The organism is Streptomyces sp. BI87 (assembly GCF_025957665.1).
GTDB lineage: Bacteria > Actinomycetota > Actinomycetes > Streptomycetales > Streptomycetaceae > Streptomyces > Streptomyces albidoflavus.
Map to the genome: position 1 here is coordinate 1,419,977 of NZ_CP110079.1, position 19,679 is coordinate 1,439,655.

The window sequence follows — 19,679 nt, forward strand, 5'->3', positions numbered from 1 at the left end:
CCCGTGTGGCGCGGGGACGGGGGCGGGGAGCGTTCCAGTTGCGGGCCGGTCTTCGATCGAAGCCCTCGGTGCCCCGCTCGCGCGGTGCTTCCGGGGGCCACTACCGAGGACCGGCGGCGGCGCGGAACGCGTCCCCTCGTCTCGCCCGGGGCTTTCCCCGGGCCCTTCCCGGACACGTGTCTTACGCGCCCGGCGACCACCGTACGCATACGTACGGTACGCGCAGCTGTGGTCAGGTTGTCCTGCTGTTACGCGTGCCCCACCAGCCTACAAAGAGACCGGGCCGGGGCGCACGTACGGCAAAGGGAGCGGTCCCCTCAGGCGGGGAACCGCTCCCTCCACGATGTCTTACTTGGCGCCCGCGGCACCGCGGCGGATGCCGAGGCGCTCGACCAGGGCACGGAAGCGCTGGATGTCCTTCTTGGCCAGGTACTGGAGAAGGCGGCGGCGCTGACCGACCAGGATCAGCAGACCACGACGGGAGTGGTGGTCGTGCTTGTGGGTCTTGAGGTGCTCGGTCAGGTCCGAGATCCGGCGCGACAGCAGGGCGACCTGGACCTCGGGGGAGCCGGTGTCACCCTCCTTGGTGGCGAACTCGGTCATGATCTGCTTCTTCGTAGCGGCGTCGAGCGACACGCGTACTCCTCTGTGATGTCTTCGCTTGCCTCCGAGCGCCCCTGGTCTTCGTCTCAGGGGAGGCTTCGGTGACTCGGGAGGCGGATGGATCCGTCCGGTCGTCCGGGACCGCGTGTCGAACGCGGGGCTCGGGACGTGGGCACAGACGGCCTCGGACAGAGTAGCAGGGGCGGGGAGCCGGTCGCGCCGCGGCCGGAGTGAGGCCGGGTGACGGGCGGGCGCGGGGTTGAGCCGGGGCGCGCGGGCGGGGATCTACGAGGTCGCGGGCGCCGCCGGCGGGAAGTCGGGGGCGGGTCCGCTCCTTCGGGGGGCGTCCGCCGGAGGAGGTGGTGGGACGGGGCCGGGCACGGCAGACTGGGCGCCCGGTTTCACCGTCGGGACGTGAAGAGGGAGCGGGCAATGGGGACTCAGCAGGAGAAGGACGAGCTGTACGCGCTGGACATCTCGGGTGTCGAGTGGATCAGCGCGCCCGGGGCTGAGGAGCACGAGGAGCGGGTCGAGATCGCCTACCTGCCCGGGGGCGGCGTCGCCATGCGCTCCTCGCTCGACCCGGACACGGTCCTGCGCTACACCGAGGCCGAGTGGCGCGCCTTCGTCCTGGGGGCGCGGGACGGGGAGTTCGACCTGAAGTAGGGCGTAGGGGTGGGCGGGGGCCGCGCACCGGGTGTCCGGCCCCCGCCACCAGTGGTGGGGCACGTGCCGCCTGCGGGCGGGGCGTGCCCTTTCCGTTTCCGGGGGCCGGGGGCGGGGGCCCGCGGCGGGGCGATCCGGCTCTGCGGGCCGTGCGGAGGCGCCGAGTTGTGGTGATGGTGTGTGGACGGGCCCGGATTTGACCCGAGTTGCCCGTGGCACGGTTCGGCCCCTTGCGTACATATGCCGTGCGGTGGAGGAAATCGCCCCGCTCCGAGGCGAGTTGTGACCGGCCGGAGCTGCCGGGGCGCTCGGGCCGGTGACTAGGCTGGGCAGGGGGCGCTGTGTGCGAAGAGGCGTGCCGGAGCGCGGCCGGGCAGCGGTCGCGGTACGCGCAGGGAGCCCGCGGACACCACCCCGCCGCACGACATGAGGGTGCACGACCACACCAGGAGGCATTGTGAGCAGCGATCGGGACGGGTTCCGCGGGGGCGGCAACACACCCGTCGATGATCAGGCCGACGTGGAGTCCGCCTCGGAGACGACCGGCGAGTACACCTTCAGCGCCGATGCCTGGTACACGGCCGAAGCCTCTTCGAGCGGCGGGGTGGCTCCGTTCTCGGGCTCGGGCTCGGGGGACAGCGGGGCGGACGGGGCCGGGGGCGGTGCGTCCGGCGCGGTGGACGAGGCCGGGGACGGTGCGGACGGGGCCGCCGGTGCGGAGCACGACGGGGCGGCGTACGGGGCGCGCGACCTGGGGGTTTCCTCCTCGGCCGGGGCCGGTGACGGGGCGGCGCGGGCGTCGCTCGCGGAGCGTGACGCCGCCGCCGGGGCGGACTCCGGAAGCAGCGCGTCCGGCGAGGACGACGGGGGTGCGCTCGGCGCGGATTCCTTCGGGGCGGACTCGCTGGACGAGGACCCGGCCGGGGCCGAGGTGGGCACCGGGGCCGAGGTGGGCACCGGGGCCGAGGTGGGCACCGGGGCCGAGGTGGGCACCGGGGCCGAGGACGGCGCCGGTGAGGACGGCGAGGCAGAGGAAGGGGACGGGGCGCGCGAGAGCGGGGCGCCGGGGAGTGCGTCCTCGGCCGGTGCGCCGGTGTCGCCGACCGACTTCGACTTCTCGTTCGCGGCCGGTGGGCTGGGCGCGCGCGGTGCCGCCGTGGTGGCCGCCGACTCCACGCCCGAGGAGACGGAGTCCGTCCCGGGCGGGAGCGCCGGGGACGACGTGCCCGAGGCGAAGAGCCGGGCGCGCGGCGTGCTGGAGGAGTTGATGGCGGAGGCCCAGGCGGAGCAGGACGGGGCCTCGGAGGACGAGGTCCGGGAGGACGGGTCGGCGGAGGCGGGCGGGGACGCGGACGGTACGGCCGACGCGGACTCGGACCAGGCCGGGGCGCCCGTTTCCGGGGCGGAGTCGGGGTCGGCGTCGGCGCCGGCGCCGGACGTCAAGGACGGTGCGGCGGCGTCGGGTTCGGCCGCCGATGTGCCGTGGTCGGCTTCTTCGGGCTCGGCGGCGGCTGCCGGGGCGGTAGGCGCGGGGCGCCCGGTCTCGTTCGCGCGGCCGTTCGCCTCACCGTCCGCCGGTTCCGCCGGTTCCGCTGCCGACGGTGGTGATTCCGCGCAGGGTTCCGCTTCCGGGGCGGGCGGTGGTCCGGGGGCGGCCTCGGAGTTCAGCCTGCAGAAGCCCGGCGGGGAGCCGGGGCGCGGCGTGGTGGGGGACGACGGGGCGGCACGGGGCGACAGCTCCGGTGCGTCGGCGTCCTCCGGTGACGGGGTGAGCGGTCCGGGAGCCGGTGCGGAGAAGGGCGCCGGCTCGGATTCCGCTACGGGTTCCGGAACCGGTGCGGACAGCTCGGGCGGGCCGGCGGCCGACGGGGCCGCTCCGTTCGGCTCGCGGGACGGCGGCGGGGCGCGGGAGCCCCAGCGGCCCCCGTTCAACGGGGGGTTCGCGCCGAACTGGGCGGACACTCCCGCGCCCGGACTCGTCCCGCCCTCCCACGCGCGCATCGAGCCCTCCGGCCAGGGCGGCGGCCTGCCCGGGGTCCCGCCCCGTGCGGAGCAGACCCACGCCGCGCCGGAGAAGGAGGCACCGGCCGCCGCGCCGCAGGGCGGAGCGGGCGCTGCCGATCTGGAGAGCGGCGACACGATGCGCTTCTCCGCCGCCGCGCTCAAGCAGGAGATCGCCCGCCGCGACGCCGAGGCCGAGGCCCGGCGCGCCGCGGCGGAGCCCGCGACGCCCGCCCCGCAGGACGCGCCGCAGAGCGGTGCGCCGGGCGGGGCCACCGGGGAAACGCCCTGGTCGGCCGCCCCGTCGCCCGCCCCGTCCGAGGCCCCGCGCGACGCCGCCCCGGCGACGCCGTCCGCCCCGCAGGACGCCCCACCGCCGTGGGCGCAGCCGACGGGCGCGCCGCAGCAGGGCGGTCTGCCGCCGCTGCCGGCTGCCTTCCCGCCCGCGGAGGGCGCCCCGGCCGCGCCGCCCGGTGCGGCGCAGTGGCCCGGCGTGGCCGCTCCCCCGGTTCCCCCTGCGCCGCCCGCACCGCCCACCACGCCGCCCTTCCAGCAGGCGCCCCAGCAGCCCCCGCAGGGGCCCGGCCCGGCGGCCCCGCAGCAGGCGCCCGGTGCGGCGAGCGGCTACGGCTTCCCGCAGCAGCACCCCGGGGCGCCGCAGGGCGGTCCCGGTGGCTACGGCTTCCCGCAGGCGGCCCAGTCGCCCGCACCTCAACCGGCGCCTCCTGCCCCGCAGCCCGCACCGGCCGACGCGCCCGCCACGCCGCCCGCGCCGCAGGACGCGCAGTCGCCGCAGGCGCCCGGCCCGGGTGCGTACGGCTTCCCGCCGCAGGCGCCGCAGCAGCAGGCCGCCCCCGGGGGCTACGGCTTCCCGCACGGGAACCAGGCCCCCGCCGCGCCCGCGCCCTCCGACGCCCCGCAGGCGCCGCCCGCCCCGCAGGGCCCGCAGCACGCCGGCGCCCAGCACGGCGGGCAGCCCGCCCCGGCGCAGGGTGCCGCCGAGGCGCCGGGTGCCTACGGCTTCCCGCAGCCCTCCGCTGCGCCGCAGGAGGCCGCGCAGCCGCCGCAGGCCCCGCACGCCGCACCGGGGGCCCCGTTCGGCGCGCCCCACGCCGCCCCGCAGGGCCCCGTGCCCGCGCCGCAGGGCGCTCCGCAGGGCGCTCCGCAGACGCCGGGGCAGCCTCCGGCGGGCGCCCCGCAGACGCCGGACGGCTACGGCTTCCCGCCCGCGCAGCAGGCCCCGGGTGCCCAGCCGGTGCCCGGTGCGCACCAGGCGCCCGGCGCCCAGCCCGCCCCCGGCGTGCCCGGGGTGCCGCAGCAGGGCGTGCCGGGGTCGGGGTACGGCTATCCGGCGCCGCCCCAGCAGCCGCAGGCCGGGCCGGGGCAGCAGCCCTACCCGGCGCCGGGTGCGCCGTTGCCGCCGCAGGCGCCGGTGGACCCGCGGACCGGGGCCGCGTGGCCGCAGGCCGTCCAGCACGACCAGCGGGAGCGGACCAATCCGGGGGCGCCGCTCGGTTACACGGCGGCGGTCGAGCTCTCCTCGGACCGGCTGCTGCGCAACAACAAGCAGAAGGCGCGCAGCGGGCGGCCGGGCGCGGGTGGGCGGTTCAAGCTCGGCGGGAAGAAGGAGGAGGCGGAGCGGCTGCGGAAGCTGGAGCTGATCCGCACCCCCGTGCTGTCCTGCTACCGCATCGCGGTCATCAGCCTCAAGGGCGGCGTGGGCAAGACGACCACGACCACCGCGCTCGGGGCGACGCTGGCCACCGAGCGGCAGGACAAGATCCTCGCCATCGACGCCAACCCGGACGCGGGCACGCTCGGCCGCCGGGTCCGGCGGGAGACCGGGGCGACCATCCGCGACCTGGTGCAGGCGATCCCGCACCTCCACTCGTACATGGACATCCGGCGGTTCACCTCGCAGGCGCCCTCCGGGCTGGAGATCATCGCCAACGACGTGGACCCGGCGGTCTCGACCACCTTCAACGACGAGGACTACCGGCGGGCGATCGACGTCCTCGGCAGGCAGTACCCGATCATCCTCACCGACTCGGGGACGGGGCTGCTGTACAGCGCGATGCGCGGGGTGCTGGACCTCGCCGACCAGCTGATCATCATTTCGACGCCCTCGGTCGACGGGGCGTCCAGCGCCTCGACGACGCTGGACTGGCTGTCGGCGCACGGGTACGCGGAGCTGGTGTCGCGGTCGCTGACGGTCATCTCCGGGGTGCGCGAGACCGGCAAGATGATCAAGGTGGACGACATCGTCCAGCACTTCGAGACGCGCTGCCGCGGCGTGGTCGTCATCCCCTTCGACGAGCACCTGTCGGCCGGCGCCGAGGTGGACCTCGACATGATGCGGCCCAAGACGCGCGAGGCGTACTTCAACCTGTCGGCGCTGGTCGCGGAGGACTTCGCCCGGGCCCAGCAGCAGCAGGGCCTGTGGACCTCCGACGGCAACCCGCCGCCGGTGGCCGCGCCGCCGCTGCCGGGCCAGGCCCAGCAGCAGCCCGGGATGCCCGCCGCCGCGCCGCAGCCGCCGCAGGCCCCGTACCCGCCGCAGGGCGGGGTCCCGCAGCAGCCGGGCGGGCCGGGGTACGGCTATCCGGCACCGCAGCAGCCGGCGGGCCCGCAGCCTCCGGCGTACGGGGCGGGCGCGCCACCGCAGGGCGCCCCGTACCCGCCGCAGGGGCAGCCGCCCCAGGCGCCGCAGCCGCAGCCGCAGCCGCAGCAGGACGGTTACGGCTATCCGGCGCAGCCGCCGGGGCCGTGGGGGCAGCAGCCGGGGGCGCCGGGTGCGGTGCCGTACGGGCAGCCCGGGCAGTACCCGGCGCCGGGTGTGCCCTACCAGGCGCCCGGGCAGGCCCCGGGCCAGGCCCCGGGGCAGGCGCAGCCGCCCGCCGCGGAGGGTGAACAGCCGCCGCAGCAGTAGCCGTTGGCGTCAGGTCCGTACCGGCCGTCGTCCGGGGAGAGTCAACCTCCCCCGGGTGACGGCCGGTTGGCGTTTCCAGGGTGGTGCGGAACCTCTCGCGCAGCTCGCGCCCCACCTCGCGCTGGGCGTTTCAGAGGACTGGACCAATGAGCGCCGAACTCCTCAACACCGCCCGGTTTCCCGGGCGTTACCGCAGGCCACACTGTGTTCATCGACCGTTGACATGTTTAGACCAGCGCTGGTAGACACTCACATCACCCAACGGCGCTTCATGATCAAGCGGCCTTCCCTGTGCGAGCGACGACGCGAGGTCCCCGACCTATGGACAGACCAGAACAGCACGGCAGCTCAACGACTTCAGGCACCCGGCGCGGCAGGCTCCGGCTGCTCGCCGCCTCGGGCGTGGCGGCGATGTCCCTGACGGCGGGGCTCGCCACACCGCTCAACCCGGCCCCGCACGAGGCCGAGGCGGCCGACGGCGGCAAGAAGACGCTGACGGTGGCGGTGGCGCAGAGCGTCGACTCGCTCAGCCCGTTCCTCGCCCAGACGCTGGTGTCGACCTCGATCCACCGGCTGATGTACGACTTCCTCACCAACTACGACGCCAAGGACAACTCCACGGTGCCGGCGATGGCCACCGAGTGGGAGTCCTCCGACGACAAGCTGACGTGGACCTACACCATCCGCTCCGACGCCAAGTGGTCGGACGGCGAGAAGGTCACCGCCGAGGACGCCGCCTGGACCTTCAACACGATGATGGAGGACGAGGCCGCGGCGACCGCCAACGGCTCGTTCACCAGCAACTTCAAGAAGGTCACCGCGCCCGGCCCCGAGAAGCTCGTGGTGGAGCTGAAGAAGCCGCAGGCGACGATGACCGCGCTGGACGTGCCGATCGTCCCGAAGCACGTGTGGGAGAAGGTCGACGACTTCTCGAAGTTCAACAACGACCAGGACTTCCCCGTCGTCGGCAACGGGCCGTTCGTCCTGACCGAGTACAAGCGCGACAGCTACGTCAAGCTCACCGCCAACAAGGACTACTGGCGCGGCGCCCCCAAGTTCGACGAGCTGGTCTTCCGCTACTACAAGGACCAGGACGCCGCCGTCGCCGCCCTCCGCAAGGGCGAGGTCTCCTTCGCCGCGGGCAGCCCGAGCCTCACCCCGGCCCAGGCCGACTCCCTCGCCAAGGCCGACAACATCAAGGTCAACGAGGGCCCCGGCCGGCGCTTCTTCGCCCTCGCGGTCAACCCGGGCGCGCGCACCAAGGACGGCGAGGAGTTCGGCGACGGGCACCCCGCGCTCAAGGACGCCAAGGTCCGCGAGGCGCTCTTCACCGCCGTGGACCGCAAGACCATCGTGGACCGGGTCTTCCAGGGCAACGCCGTCGAGGGCGAGGGGTACATACCGCCCCGCTTCGGCGACTACTTCTGGAAGCCGTCGGCCGAGCAGAAGCGCGCGTACGACCCGGCGAAGGCGGCGAAGCTGCTGGACGACGCGGGGTACGAGAAGAACGCCGAGGGCAAGCGCGTCGGCGAGGACGGCAAGCCGCTGGACTTCCGCATCCTGTGCCACGCCACCGACCCCAACGACAAGGCGGTCGGCAAGTACCTCCAGGAGTGGTGGGGCGAGCTGGGCATCGGCCTGAAGGTCGACTGCCTCGACAACGTCTCCGACCCGTGGGCCGCCGGCGAGTACGACCTGGCCTTCGACGGCTGGTCGGTCAACCCGGACCCGGACTTCGTCCTCGGCATCCACACCTGCGCGGCGCTCCCCAGCAAGCCGAAGGAGTCGTCGGCCACCGACAACTTCATCTGCGACAAGGAGTTCGACAAGCTCTACGGGCAGCAGCTCGCCGAGTACGACCCGGCCAAGCGCGCCGACCTGGTCAAGCAGATGCAGTCGCGGCTGTACGACACCGGGTACATGAACGTCCTGGCGTACCCGAACGCCGTCGAGGCGTACCGCACCGACCAGATCAAGTCGATCACGACCATGCCGGAGGCCGCGGGCAACATCTACGGCCAGGACGGCTACTGGAGCTGGTGGTCGGCGGTGCCCGCCGACGACGACGCGGGCTCCGAGGGTTCCGGTGGCCTCTCCACCGGCGCGGTCGTCGGCATCGGCGTGGCGGTCGTCCTGGTGATCGGGGCGGGAGTCCTGTTCGGGCTGCGGCGCCGGGCCACCGCGGAGGACCGTGAATAGGCCATGAGCACCGACAGCACCGCGGCTCTCGTCAAGAGCCCGGGTGCCGCCTCCGACGGTCCGGCCGAGGCCGGACCGTCGGGGCGCGGGCCCCGCTCCCGTTCCGCCGCCGCCTACCTGCGCTACGTCGCGGGCAAGCTGGCCGGTGCGGCGGTCTCCCTCTTCGCCGTCCTGGTCACCAGCTTCTTCCTCTTCCGCATGATCCCGGGTGACCCGGTCAAGCACATGACGCAGGGCCGCCCCGTATCCACCGAGCAGCTGGCCGCGATGCGCCGCGAGTTCGGGCTCGACCTGCCGCTGTGGCAGCAGTTCACCGACTACTGCGCGAAGGCCCTCACCGGCGACTTCGGCATGTCGTACCAGTTCCGCGCCCCCGTCATCGACAAGATCACCGAGGCACTCCCGGCGACGCTGCTGCTGACCGGTACCGCCTTCGTCATCTACACGGTGCTGGGCATCTGGCTGGGGGCGCGCTCCGCGTGGCGCGGGGGCAAGTTCGGGGACCGGTTCGGCACGGCGTTCGCGCTGACGCTGTACTCGGTGCCGTCGTTCTGGCTGGGGCTGCTGCTGATCGTCACCCTGTCGGTCGGTGTCGGGCCGATCCCCGGCGTCTTCCCGACCGGCGGCATGGAGTCGGGCGGGCAGTCCGGCTTCGCCCACGTCCTGGACGTCGCCCACCACATGGTGCTGCCCGTCCTCACCCTGGTCGCGGTGGAGTACGCGCGCACCCTGCTGGTGATGCGCTCCTCGCTGCTGGACGAGATGGGCAGCGACTATCTGACGACGGCGCGTGCCAAGGGCCTGCGCGACGACGCGGTGCGCCGCCGTCACGCGGTGCCCAACGCGCTGCTGCCCACGGTGACGCTGCTCTTCGTCAACCTCGGCAACACCGTCGCCGGCGCCATCCTGGTCGAGACGGTCTTCTCCTGGCCGGGCCTCGGCGGCCTCTTCTACCAGGCGCTGAGCGTGCCCGACCTGCCGCTGGTGCAGGGCCTGTTCTTCCTCTTCGCCGCCGCGGTGATCCTGATGAACACCCTCGCCGACGTGATCTATCCACTGCTCGATCCCCGGGTGGGCCGATGACTGTGCACGAGACGAAGGACGGCGCCACGGGGCGGGGCGGTGCGGCGCCGCGCAGCGCGCGGGCGCTGGCCCGGGCGCGGCGGCTCCACGCGCTGGCGCGGTTCTGGCGCCAGTACCGGTCGCACCGGGGAGGGGTCTTCGGCCTCGCCGTGCTGGTGGTGATCGCGCTGCTGGCGCTGGCGGCGCCGCTGCTGGCCGGCGAGGAGTCCCGGAGCGTCACCGACGCCACCGGCGGGGCGCTGGAGGAGCCGAGCGGTGAGTTCCTGCTCGGCACCGACCAGTTCGGCCGGGACGTACTGGCGCTGCTGCTGTGGGGCACCCGGGTCTCCCTCATGGTGGGGCTGCTCGCCGCGTTCCTCTCGGTGGCCATCGGCGCCCTCGTCGGCATCACCGCCGGACACTTCAAGGGCTGGTACGCGACGGTCGTCATGCGGGTCACCGACTGGTTCCTGGTGATGCCGACGCTGGTGCTGGCCATCGCCCTCTCCACGGTGATGGCCCGCTCGCTGTGGACGACGATCCTCGCGATCGGCGTCACCACCTGGCCCACCACGGCGCGGCTGGTCCGCGCGCAGACCCTGGCCGTCGAGTCACGGCCGTACATCGAGCGGGCGCGGGCGCTCGGCGGCGGGCACGGCCACATCATGGCGCGGCACGTGCTGCCCAACGTGATGCCGCTCGTCCTCGCCCAGACCACCCTGGTCATCTCGCTGGCGATCCTGACCGAGGCGACGCTGGCCTTCCTCGGCCTCGGCGACCCGACGGTCGTCTCCTGGGGCGGGCTGCTCCAGGACGCCCGGGAGGCGGGCGCGGTCAGCTCCGGCAACTGGTGGTACATCACCCCGCCGGGCCTGGCCATCGCCCTGGTCGCCCTCGCCTTCACCCTGTGCGGGCGCGCCATCGAGTCCGTCCTCAACCCCAAGCTGGGGGTCTCCCGTTGACACCGCACGACACGCACGAGGAACCTGCCGCCGCGAAGGCGGCGCCGGGCGGCGGCACACCGCTGCTGGAGGTACGGAACCTGGAGGTGACGTACGCCCGCACCCCGGGCTCCCCCGCCGTACCGGCGGTGCGGGGCGTGGACCTGCGGCTGGAGGCGGGGCAGAAGCTGGGGATCGCCGGGGAGTCGGGGTGCGGCAAGTCGACGCTGGCCCTGGCGCTGCTGCGGCTGCTGCCGTCCACGGCGAAGCTGTCGGGGGAGATCCTCCTGGACGGTGAGGACATCCGCACCATGTCGTGGGGGCGGCTGCGCGCGGTGCGCTGGGCGGGCGCCTCCGTGGTGTTCCAGGGGGCGATGCACTCCCTCAACGCGGTGCACCGGATCGGTGACCAGATCGCCGAGCCGATCCTGCTGCACCGCCGGGCGACCCCGGCCGCCGCGCGCAGGCGTGCGGGCGAACTGCTGGAACAGGTGGGGCTGCCGGCCGCGCGGGTCCAGGCGTATCCGCATGAACTGTCCGGCGGGCAGCGCCAGCGCGTCATGATCGCGATGGCGCTGGCCTGCGATCCGCGGCTGGTCATCGCGGACGAGCCGACCACCGCCCTGGACGTGATGATCCAGGCGCAGATCCTGCGGCTGATCGAGGGACTCGTCGCCGACCAGGACCTCGGGCTGATCATGATCAGCCACGACCTGGCCGTCCTCTCCGACACCTGCGACCGGCTCGCGGTGATGTACGCGGGCCGGGTCGTCGAGGAGGGACCGGCGAAGGCGGTCCACGCGCACGCCGCGCATCCGTACGGCCGGGCGCTCTCCTCGGCCTTCCCGCGCATCGGCGACCTCGCGTCGCGGCGCGCGCCGCGCGGCCTGCCGGGTGATCCGCCGGACCCTGCCGCGGTACCGGACGGTTGCGCCTTCCATCCGCGGTGCCCGGTGGCGCTGGACGTCTGCGCCACCCAGGACCAGGTGCTGCGCGTGGCGGGGCCCGGACGGCGGGCGGCGTGCGTGCGGGTGGGGGGCGAAGACGAGGGTGCCGCGGGTGCAGGGGACGGTGCGGCGGCGGCCCGGGAGGGCGCCGGCGCGGCCGCGTCCGAGGGCGTTTCGGAGACGACGGGGAGCGGGTCATGAGCGGCGCGGAGACGGGTGCGGTGCGGGGCGACGGGGCGGCGGACGGGGCGGGCGACGGGGCGGCCCACGGGGCGCGCGACCTGGGCGTTCTCGCTCCGGACTGGGCGGGCGACGGGGCGCCGCCGCTGCTCAGCGCGGAGCAGGTGAAGGTCGTCTTCCCAGGACGGCGCGGCGACCGCGAGGCGCGCGCGGTGGACGGGGTGGACCTCGACGTCCGCCCCGGCGAGATCGTGGCCCTGGTCGGCGAGTCGGGGTGCGGCAAGACGACACTGGCGCGCTCGCTGCTGGGCCTGGTGACGCCCACCTCCGGGCGGGTCACCTTCGACGGCAAGCCGCTGGAGTACGCCTCGCGCGCCCTGAAGGCGTACCGCAGGCGCGCCCAGCTCGTCCTCCAGGACCCGAGCGGTTCCCTCAACCCCCGGCACACCGTGTACGAGGCGGTCGCGGAGGGCCTGCGCATCCACGGCTACGCGGGCGACGAGCAGGAGGCGGTGGCGGGCGCCCTGTCGCGGGCCGGGCTACGGCCGCCGGAACGGTTCTTCCTGCGCCACCCGCACGAGTTGTCGGGCGGTCAGCGCCAGCGCGTCGTCATCGCCGGTGCCCTGGTGCTGGAACCGGAGCTGATCGTCGCCGACGAGCCGGTCGCCTCGCTCGACGCCTCGGTGCGCGGGGAGATCCTCGCCCTGCTGCTGCGGCTCCGCGACGAGCTGGGTCTCTCCGCGCTGATCGTCACCCACGACCTGGGGCTGGCCTGGAACATCGCCGACCGGGTCGCGGTGATGTACCTCGGCCGCATCGTGGAGACCGGCGAGGTCGAGCAGGTCCTGACCGCTCCCCGGCACCCGTACACCCGGGCGCTGCTGTCGGTGCTCCCGGAGTCGGAGACGGAGCCGGTGATCCTCACCGGCGAGCCCCCGGACCCCTCCCGGGTCCCGTCGGGCTGCCGCTTCCACGCCCGCTGCCCGGTGCTCGCCTCCGGCGAGTCCGAACGGGCCGGGGTCGCCGACGCCTGCCGCACGCGGGAACTCCCGGTGCTGGCCGGCAGCGGACCGGCGGCGGTGGCCTGCCACTGGGCCCAGGCCGTGGAGCCCGCGGCGGGCTGACGGGGCTTCCGGGACGTGGGCCGACCCGCACGCCGCGTGCTCCCCATCGGGTGACATCCTGGCGGGATTGTGACGCCGGCCGTTGACGCGGCGGCGGGTCTGCGAGGAGGACGGGGCTGTGGGGCGACGGGGCGGGAGCGGGGCGCGGGGGCGGGGGCGCGGTGGGCGGGGTGGCACCGGGCGTCCGGGCACGGGGCGCGGCGCGCGGAGCGGCGGGGCTCACGGGGCGGCCGACCAGGCACGGAGCGCGCGACGTGGCGCCGTGGACGGGGCGGCGGCCGACGGGGCGGAGGCGCCCCGTGCGGGGCGTACCGAGCCGCGCGGGGACTGCGCGCGGTGCTTCGGGCTGTGCTGCGTGGCGCTGCCGTTCTCGCGGTCGGCCGACTTCCCGGTGGACAAGCCCGGCGGCAGCCCCTGCGGCGACCTCCGGGCCGACTTCGGCTGCTCCGTCCACGCGGAGCTGCGCCCGCTTGGCTGGACGGGCTGCACCGTCTTCGACTGTCACGGGGCGGGCCAGCAGGTCTCCCAGGTGACCTTCGCCGGTGAGGACTGGCGCGGCTCACCGGACGCGGCGCGGCGGATGTTCGCGGTCTTCGCCGTGATGCGCCCCGTGCACGAACTCCTGGCCTACGTCGCCGACGCCCTGGACCGCCCCGAGACCCGCCCCGTCCACGCCGAACTGCGCCGCGCCCGTACCGGGCTGAGCGAGCTGGCCGGGGCGGACGCGGACACCGTGCTCGCCGCCGACGTCGGGGCGCTGCGCGCGGCGGTCAACCCGGCGCTGTTGCGCGCGGGCGACCTGGTGCGGGCGTGCTCGCCGCGGCGCGGCCCCGTGCACCGGGGCGCGGACCTGGCCGGCGCCCGGCTGCGGGGCGCGGATCTGCGCGGTGCGAGCCTGCGTGGGGCGCTGCTGATCGGGGCGGACCTGCGCGACGCCGACCTCCGCTGGGCCGACCTGATCGGAGCGGACCTGCGCGGCGCCGACCTCTCCGGAGCCGACCTGCGCGGCAGCGTCTACGCGACGGGCACCCAGCTCGCCGCCGCCCGGGGCGACGCCGCGACGCGCCTGCCCGGCCCTCCGTCGCCCTGCGCACTGGGCGACGGAGGGCCGGGCGTGGGAAGGGGCGACGGCGCGCACCGCCCCGTAGCGCGGGCGCGGCGTCGGGTGGCGCGGCGTCAGACCGCGGGGCCCTGGGGCGCGGCGGCGGCGATGAGTTCGCGGCAGCGCGCGACGTCGCGGGACATGGCTTCCAGCAGCTCGTCGAGCGAGGCGAACTTGGCCTGGCCCCGTACGAAGGCGAGGAAGTCGACGGAGACGTGCTGGCCGTAGAGGTCGAGGCCGACGCGGTCGATGGCGTACGCCTCGACGGTGCGTTCGGTGCCGTCGAACTGCGGGTTGGTGCCGACCGAGATGGCGGCGGGCATCGCCTCGCCCTCGGCGTTCAGCCAGCCCGCGTAGACGCCGTCGGCGGGGATCGCGGTGTAGGGGAGGGTCTCGACGTTGGCGGTGGGGTAGCCCAGTTCACGGCCGCGCTGGGCGCCGCGCACGACGACGCCCTCGACGCGGTGGGGGCGGCCGAGGATCTCGGCGGCGCCCGCCACGTCCCCCTCGGCGACGAGGCGCCGGGTGAGCGTGGAGGAGAACGGCACGCCGCCGCCCGCGGCGCCACGGACGACCAGGTCGACCACCTCGACCTCGTAGTCGTAGGTGGCGCCCAGCTCGGTGAGCACGGCGACGTCGCCGGCGGCACGGTGGCCGAAGCGGAAGTTGGGGCCCTCGACGACGAGGCGGGCGTGGAGCCGGTCGACCAGCACCTTGGCGACGAACTCGGCGGGGGACAGCTGCGAGAACTCCCTGGTGAACGGCAGTACGAGCAGAGCGTCGACGCCCAGTTCGGCGCAGAGTTCCGCGCGGCGGTGGTGCGGGGCGAGCAGCGGCGGGTGGGTGCCGGGGCGGACCACCTCGCTGGGGTGCGGGTCGAAGGTCACGACGACCGTCGGCAGCCCCGCCTCGCGGGCCCGCTCCACGGCGCGGCCGATGATCAGCTGATGGCCGCGGTGCACCCCGTCGTAGGAGCCGATGGTGACGACGCTGCGCCCCCAGTCCTGGGGGATGTCCTCCAAGCCACGCCAGCGCTGCACTGTGACCGCTCCTCGTCGAACCTGTGTGTGATAGTGGGCGTCTTCGCAGGTCTAAGAGTGCCATGCCGACGGTACGCGCTCCGCATCGGGCGTCCCGGCCGGCGCCGTACGGGCGCCGGACGCCGCCACGCCCTCGATCGTCCTCAGCCCACCGGAGCCGACGAGGGCACGCCACACCGTCGGGTCCTCGTCGTACCAGGCCAGGGCATACGCGGCGAATCCCGGCACCGTCCTGGCCAGCTCCGCCAGGCGCCGGTCGAGCCGCCGCCCGCCCTCCGGGCCCCGGGCCAGCACCGTCCCCACGCGCAGGACCGCGCTCCGCAGCCGCGCGGCGTGTCCGTCCCGCTCCCCCGGCGCCGCGCCGGGGCGCGCGTCGTGGCGGACGACCAGCGCGACGATGAGCGCTTCGAGGACGTCGGGGTGGGTCTCCTCCCGGAGCAGTTCCTCCAGCAGGTCGCCACGGAGCGCGGCGCCGGGGGCGTCGCCCGGCGCCGCCACGAGAGGCGCCAGCGCGGCGCGGACGGAGGGCGGCCCGGTACGGAACGCGGCGCGGACCAGCGCGCCCACCTCCGCGTCGGCCCCACCCCGCGCCAGACGGCGTTCGGCGTAGGCCGCGACGTGGCCCGCCGTGTCGGGGCGCGCCCGGAGCAACTCCCCCGCGAACGCCGTCGCGGGGGCGGCCACGGCGGGCGCCGTCTCCTCGGCCAGCACCCGGAGCACGTCACCCGCCTGGCTGCCGGGGGCGGCGAGCCGGCGCCGGAAGGCGTCCAGGACGGGGCCGGGGTGGGTGGCCAGGGCGACGCCCAGCGCGGCGGCGGTCAACTGCGGGTCGTGGGCGGCGGCGAACCGCGCGGCCGCCTGCTCGACGTACCGCCCGCGGCTGACCGGGTCCCGTACGAGGAGGGCCAGCGCCCCGCCGTGCAGGGCGGCGTCGGCGGTGCGGGAGAGCAGCGTCGCGGCGGCGACCCGGAGCAGTTCGCGGTCGGCCCCGGACGCGGCGTACGGGGCGGCCCGCAGTCCGTAGGCGACGGCGGCGACGCGGCGCGCGGGGCGCGGGTCGACGGACCAGCGGGCCACGCCGCGGCAGACAGCGCCGGGGTCCTCCTGGGCGAGAGTGGAGAGCAGTTCGTCGGCGCGCTCGTGTCCGTCGGCGACCAGGGCGTCGACGAGGGTGTCGGCGTGGCCCTCGCGGTGCGTGTACAGCAGGGCCTGGGCGGCCGTGGCGACGGTCGCGGCGGGCAGGGCCGGCAGCCGCCGGTCGTCGACGAACCAGGCGCACAGCAAGGGCTGCGCGGTCCGGGCGTCGGCCACCAGGAACTCACCGGCGGCAGCCAGGAACCGGTCGTCGCCGCCCGTGCCGTCCGCCACCACGAGCCGCCGCAGCAGATCGGCCCGCTCCTCGGCGGGCAGCGCGAGCGCCGTCCAGAACCACGGCCCGAAGTCCTGCGGCACCCCCCGCTCCCGGGCTCGCTCGACGACCCACCCGGCGAGCACCCGGAGCACCCCGAGGTACGGCGTGCAGTCGGGCAGCCGGAGCAGCGTCTCGCCGAGCAGCCGCACCGCCCACCACGGGGCCAGCGCGGGGCGCGGGTCCGCGCCTGCGCCCGCCCCGTCGGGGCGGCGCGGGGCGGCTCCGCGGGCGCGGGGCGTGGCCGCGTTCTCCCAGGTCGCGCGCCCCGTACGGGGCGGCGTGGAGTGCGGGGCGGAGGAGTCCGCGGTGGACGGGGCGGAGGGCTCCGCGACGTACTCGGCGGAGGGGCGCGACGTGGCCGTTCCGCCCGGCCCACCGCGCGGACCCGGCGCGGCGATGTCCTCCGCCGCGTCCCGCACACCGAACGGTCCGGTGCCACCGGCTGGGCCGCCCGCCCCCGCCTCGCCGCCCTCCGCCCAGTCGTCAACCAGGCGTGTCGCGTGCTCTCGATCGGGCGACCCCTGCTGGCGCGGGACCCGCGCTTCCGGCTCGGCCGGCGGTTCACCCGCCGTCAGGAACTCGTCCGCGGCCTCGATCAGACCCGCCAGCCGACGGGACAGTTCGTCCGCACCCCGGTGCCGGGCAAGGTGCAGCAGCGCCTCGACGACGGGTCCGATGCGGTGCTGGGGGACGGGCAGCGTCCGGGGAACCGTCGGCGCTCCTCCGGGCGACACTCCGCGCCCCGCGTGCGGGGTGGCCTGCGCGGTGCGATTCCGCTGGTCCGCCGCCCCGTATGACGCCGCCTGCCCCGCCCCGTGTGCGACGCTCAGCCCGGACTCCGCCGGGGCCGGGCCCTCCGCGACCATGACCGCCCCGCCGTACCCCGCACCTCCCACAGTTTCCGCCGCCCCGTCGCCGCCCCGCCCGGCCGCCCCGTCGCCACCCGGTCCGGCCGCCCCGTCGCGTAGCTCCGACGCCCCGTCAGGCGACGACGCCTCGGCGCCCCGCGTCCTCCCGCGCCCCGCCTCGGCCGCCGCCCGCTCAGCCATCCGCCGACGCCGACGCACCGTGGCACGCGGCAGCGCCACCTCCTCGCCCCCGTCACCCGGGCGACGCCCACCCCCCACCTCCGCAGCGTCGTACCCCACGTCCGCCACCGGCGCCCCGTCCCCGACGCTCCCCGCTCCTCCACTCCCGGTCTCCGCACCCCGCACCGTCTCCCCCGCCCCGGCCCCCGCAGCCCCGCGCCCCGCACCATCGCCGGTCCGAGCCCCCTCGGCACCCCCCACCCGCCACCGGTGCACCAGCGCCGACAGCGCCGCGTCCACATCGAGATGCGCCCCCTGGAGCCAGTCCCCCAGTTCCTCGTGGGCGAACCGGTACCCCGCCCCCGCCGGAATGATCAGCCCCTCGGTCAGCACCGCCGAGGCCCACCCGGGAAGCTCCCCCAGCCGGCCGCCGCCGGTGCCCCACGGAAACAGCGCCTCGAAGCTCTCCCGGTCCAGTTCCCCCTGCCCCGGCCCCAGACAGCGGCGGGCCGCCTCGTGGAGCTGTCCGGCGACCCGCGCCGCGACCCTGCGCAGTGCCGTGCCGCGCAGCCCGTGCGGGGCGGCGAGCCGGACCGCCGTGCGCAGGCACATCAGGTCGAGGTAGGCCGAGAAGACCGCGTCGCGGTCGAGCGGCAACGCCGAGCCGTCCTCGCCCGGGACCAGCCGCCCCCCGGGGTCGGGCCCCCCGGGCGGCAGGGCGCGCCGGACGTCGGCCAGGAGCCCCAGCGTGAGGGGGTGGCGGGCGTGCCGTTCGGCGAGCAGGCCGTCGGCGAGGCCGTACCGGGCGCGGGCCTTCGCGGCGGCGTCCTCGGGGAGGTCCCCGAGCGCCACGCAGTCGGTGACGGGGCGCCCCGGCTGGGGCTCCGCGGGGCGGTGGCGGAGGGCGCCGGGGAAGAGGCCGCACACCTGCTCCCAGTACTCGGGGCGGCATCCCACGACCAGCTTGGCGCCGGTCCGGGCGAGCCACGAGGCGGTGCCCGTCGTCCAGGCGGAGAGGCGGTGCGCGAGAGCGGGCGGCATCTCCTCGGGCCCGTCGAGCAGCAGCACCAGGGAGCGCCCCGCCCGGCGCGCCAGCCGCGCGACCTCCTCGGGCGACGCGTCCTCGTGCGGGGCAGCCCGGTCCGGCGCCCCGCCGCCCGCCGCCTCCACGATGCGGGCCGCGCGGGCCAGCGCACGGCGCGCGGCGTCGCCCACGTCGAGGTCGTCCGGGAGCAGGTCCACGCCGCGCAGCCACACCGTCGGCGCCGGGCTCGCCCCGGCGGCGCGGCGCGCGGCGAGGGCCGCCAGCTCCGTGGTGCGCCCCGTGCCGGGCGCCCCGACCAGCCCGAGGACCAGGCAGGGCCCGTCCTCGAATGCGGCGAGTTCCGCGGCGGTGCCGGGCCGTTCCACCGGGGGCGCCGTGGGGCTCTGCGGCCCCTCCGAGCCGACCGTCGTCGCGGTCAGCTGGAGCGCCCCCGCGAGGTTGAGCCCGGCGCCGAGCGCGGGGACGGTCGCCTCGTTGCGTGCCAGCAGCGCGGCGAGGGCACCGTCCGGCGCGTCCCGGACGGCGGCGCGCAGCGGCACCGCGAAGCATCCCTGGCGCCCCACTTCCAGCGCGGGGGTGAGGATCGCGAGCACCTGCCCGGTGGCGGCGTCGAGCACCGGCGCGCCGGCCGCCCCGCCGCCGGGCCTGGCGGCGTTGCGGCCGTCGGTGCCGATGGCCAGTTCGAGGCCGGCCGCGAGCGCCCCGTCGGCCCCGTCCCCGGCGAACGGCGCGGGGCCCAGCACCCGGGCCTGCCGCCAGCCCCCCGCCGCCACCAGGACGTAGGCGCCGCGTGCCGCCTCCCCGGCCGCGACCGGCAGCGGCACCGCCGCGAGCCCCGGCGCGCGAAGCAGGGCGAGCCCGCTCCCGGGCAGGGGGGTGACGGCTTCGGCTGCGATGCGCACCGGTCCGGCGAGCCCGGCGCCGTCGGCGCGGCTCACCAGCAGTTCCGGAGCGTCGCGTACCGCCTCGTACGCCGTGACGACGGTGCCCCGGTCGTCGGCGAGGAAGCCGCAGCCGAGTCTGCGCCCCGTGGTGTCCTCGACGTGGAGCAGCGCTCCGGCGGGCCCCTCGGCGCGGCCGGGCGGCGGGGCCTTCGGTGAAGGGTGGCCCCCCGCCTCCGCGCCGGGCGGGATCTCACGCTCCGGCGTCGTTCCCGGGGCGTCCGCGCACGCGTCGCCGCCCCGCCCTGCCCGCTCCTCCCGGTGCCCCGCCTCCGGACCCCCTACCGGCATCGTCGTCCCTTTCCGCAGCCGCTCACCCCGACCGTAGGGCGGTGATGATCGACCGGGCGCGGGGTGGGCCGAACGCGCCCCCTGTGCTCCGTCTCTTCACTCCGGGCGCCTACCCGGGAGGGTGAATTGCCGGCACGTACGGGAAAACACCCCTCAGGGAGGGGCGCTG

The 19,679-nt window shown here is 76.2% G+C and carries 10 protein-coding genes and 1 pseudogene; 8 read left to right on the plus strand and 3 right to left on the minus strand.

Annotated elements, in window-relative coordinates; translation table 11 throughout:
• Positions 1-348: 348 nt before the first annotated feature.
• Positions 349-636 (minus strand): 30S ribosomal protein S15, encoded by a 288-nt coding sequence (rpsO, locus tag OIM89_RS06020; protein WP_003951205.1) that lies wholly within the window; start codon positions 634-636, stop codon positions 349-351.
• Between the two features lie 399 nt (positions 637-1,035).
• Between rpsO and OIM89_RS06025 the strand changes: the two genes are divergently transcribed.
• The 8 genes and pseudogenes from OIM89_RS06025 (at position 1,036) to OIM89_RS06060 (ending at position 13,800) form a co-directional block, all read left to right on the plus strand.
• Positions 1,036-1,269: a DUF397 domain-containing protein gene (locus OIM89_RS06025; RefSeq protein WP_008410190.1), complete on the plus strand. Its 234-nt coding sequence runs from the start codon at positions 1,036-1,038 to the stop codon at positions 1,267-1,269.
• Positions 1,270-1,726: 457 nt separating this feature from the next.
• On the plus strand, positions 1,727-6,199 hold the full coding sequence (locus tag OIM89_RS06030; RefSeq protein WP_264491057.1) for an SCO5717 family growth-regulating ATPase: 4,473 nt from the start codon (positions 1,727-1,729) through the stop codon (positions 6,197-6,199).
• Positions 6,200-6,520: 321 nt separating this feature from the next.
• Positions 6,521-8,398 carry an ABC transporter substrate-binding protein gene (locus tag OIM89_RS06035; RefSeq protein ID WP_052231119.1) on the plus strand — a complete coding sequence of 626 codons (1,878 nt, stop codon included), beginning with the start codon at positions 6,521-6,523 and terminating at the stop codon, positions 8,396-8,398.
• Between the two features lie 3 nt (positions 8,399-8,401).
• The gene (locus tag OIM89_RS06040; protein ID WP_015507005.1) at positions 8,402-9,481 is read left to right on the plus strand and encodes an ABC transporter permease; all 1,080 of its coding nucleotides are present in this window, start codon (positions 8,402-8,404) and stop codon (positions 9,479-9,481) included.
• Positions 9,478-10,422: an ABC transporter permease gene (locus tag OIM89_RS06045; RefSeq protein WP_030699534.1), complete on the plus strand. Its 945-nt coding sequence runs from the start codon at positions 9,478-9,480 to the stop codon at positions 10,420-10,422. The genes OIM89_RS06040 and OIM89_RS06045 overlap by 4 nt, the downstream gene beginning before the upstream one ends.
• Positions 10,419-11,549 carry an ABC transporter ATP-binding protein gene (locus tag OIM89_RS06050; RefSeq protein ID WP_151167927.1) on the plus strand — a complete coding sequence of 377 codons (1,131 nt, stop codon included), beginning with the start codon at positions 10,419-10,421 and terminating at the stop codon, positions 11,547-11,549. The genes OIM89_RS06045 and OIM89_RS06050 overlap by 4 nt, the downstream gene beginning before the upstream one ends.
• Positions 11,546-12,652, plus strand: a complete 1,107-nt coding sequence (locus OIM89_RS06055) for an ABC transporter ATP-binding protein (protein ID WP_226964496.1) — start codon at positions 11,546-11,548, stop codon at positions 12,650-12,652. The genes OIM89_RS06050 and OIM89_RS06055 overlap by 4 nt, the downstream gene beginning before the upstream one ends.
• Positions 12,653-13,007: 355 nt before the next feature.
• Positions 13,008-13,800: pseudogene (locus OIM89_RS06060) on the plus strand (pentapeptide repeat-containing protein).
• Positions 13,801-13,828: 28 nt separating this feature from the next.
• Here the strand turns inward: OIM89_RS06060 and OIM89_RS06065 are convergent.
• On the minus strand, positions 13,829-14,794 hold the full coding sequence (locus OIM89_RS06065; protein ID WP_226964495.1) for a bifunctional riboflavin kinase/FAD synthetase: 966 nt from the start codon (positions 14,792-14,794) through the stop codon (positions 13,829-13,831).
• A 51-nt stretch (positions 14,795-14,845) separates the two neighbouring features.
• Positions 14,846-19,510: a trypsin-like peptidase domain-containing protein gene (locus OIM89_RS06070; protein WP_264491058.1), complete on the minus strand. Its 4,665-nt coding sequence runs from the start codon at positions 19,508-19,510 to the stop codon at positions 14,846-14,848.
• Positions 19,511-19,679: the final 169 nt, after the last annotated feature.

What these genes read in the sequence shown, in the direction of transcription:
- OIM89_RS06025 (WP_008410190.1), top strand. Translation starts at nt 1,036, where the DNA reads ATGGGGACTCAGCAGGAGAAGGACGAGCTGTACGCGCTGGACATCTCG.
- OIM89_RS06035 (WP_052231119.1), top strand. Translation starts at nt 6,521, where the DNA reads ATGGACAGACCAGAACAGCACGGCAGCTCAACGACTTCAGGCACCCGG.
- OIM89_RS06040 (WP_015507005.1), top strand. Translation starts at nt 8,402, where the DNA reads ATGAGCACCGACAGCACCGCGGCTCTCGTCAAGAGCCCGGGTGCCGCC.
- OIM89_RS06045 (WP_030699534.1), top strand. Translation starts at nt 9,478, where the DNA reads ATGACTGTGCACGAGACGAAGGACGGCGCCACGGGGCGGGGCGGTGCG.
- OIM89_RS06055 (WP_226964496.1), top strand. Translation starts at nt 11,546, where the DNA reads ATGAGCGGCGCGGAGACGGGTGCGGTGCGGGGCGACGGGGCGGCGGAC.
- OIM89_RS06070 (WP_264491058.1), bottom strand. Translation starts at nt 19,510, where the DNA reads ATGCCGGTAGGGGGTCCGGAGGCGGGGCACCGGGAGGAGCGGGCAGGG.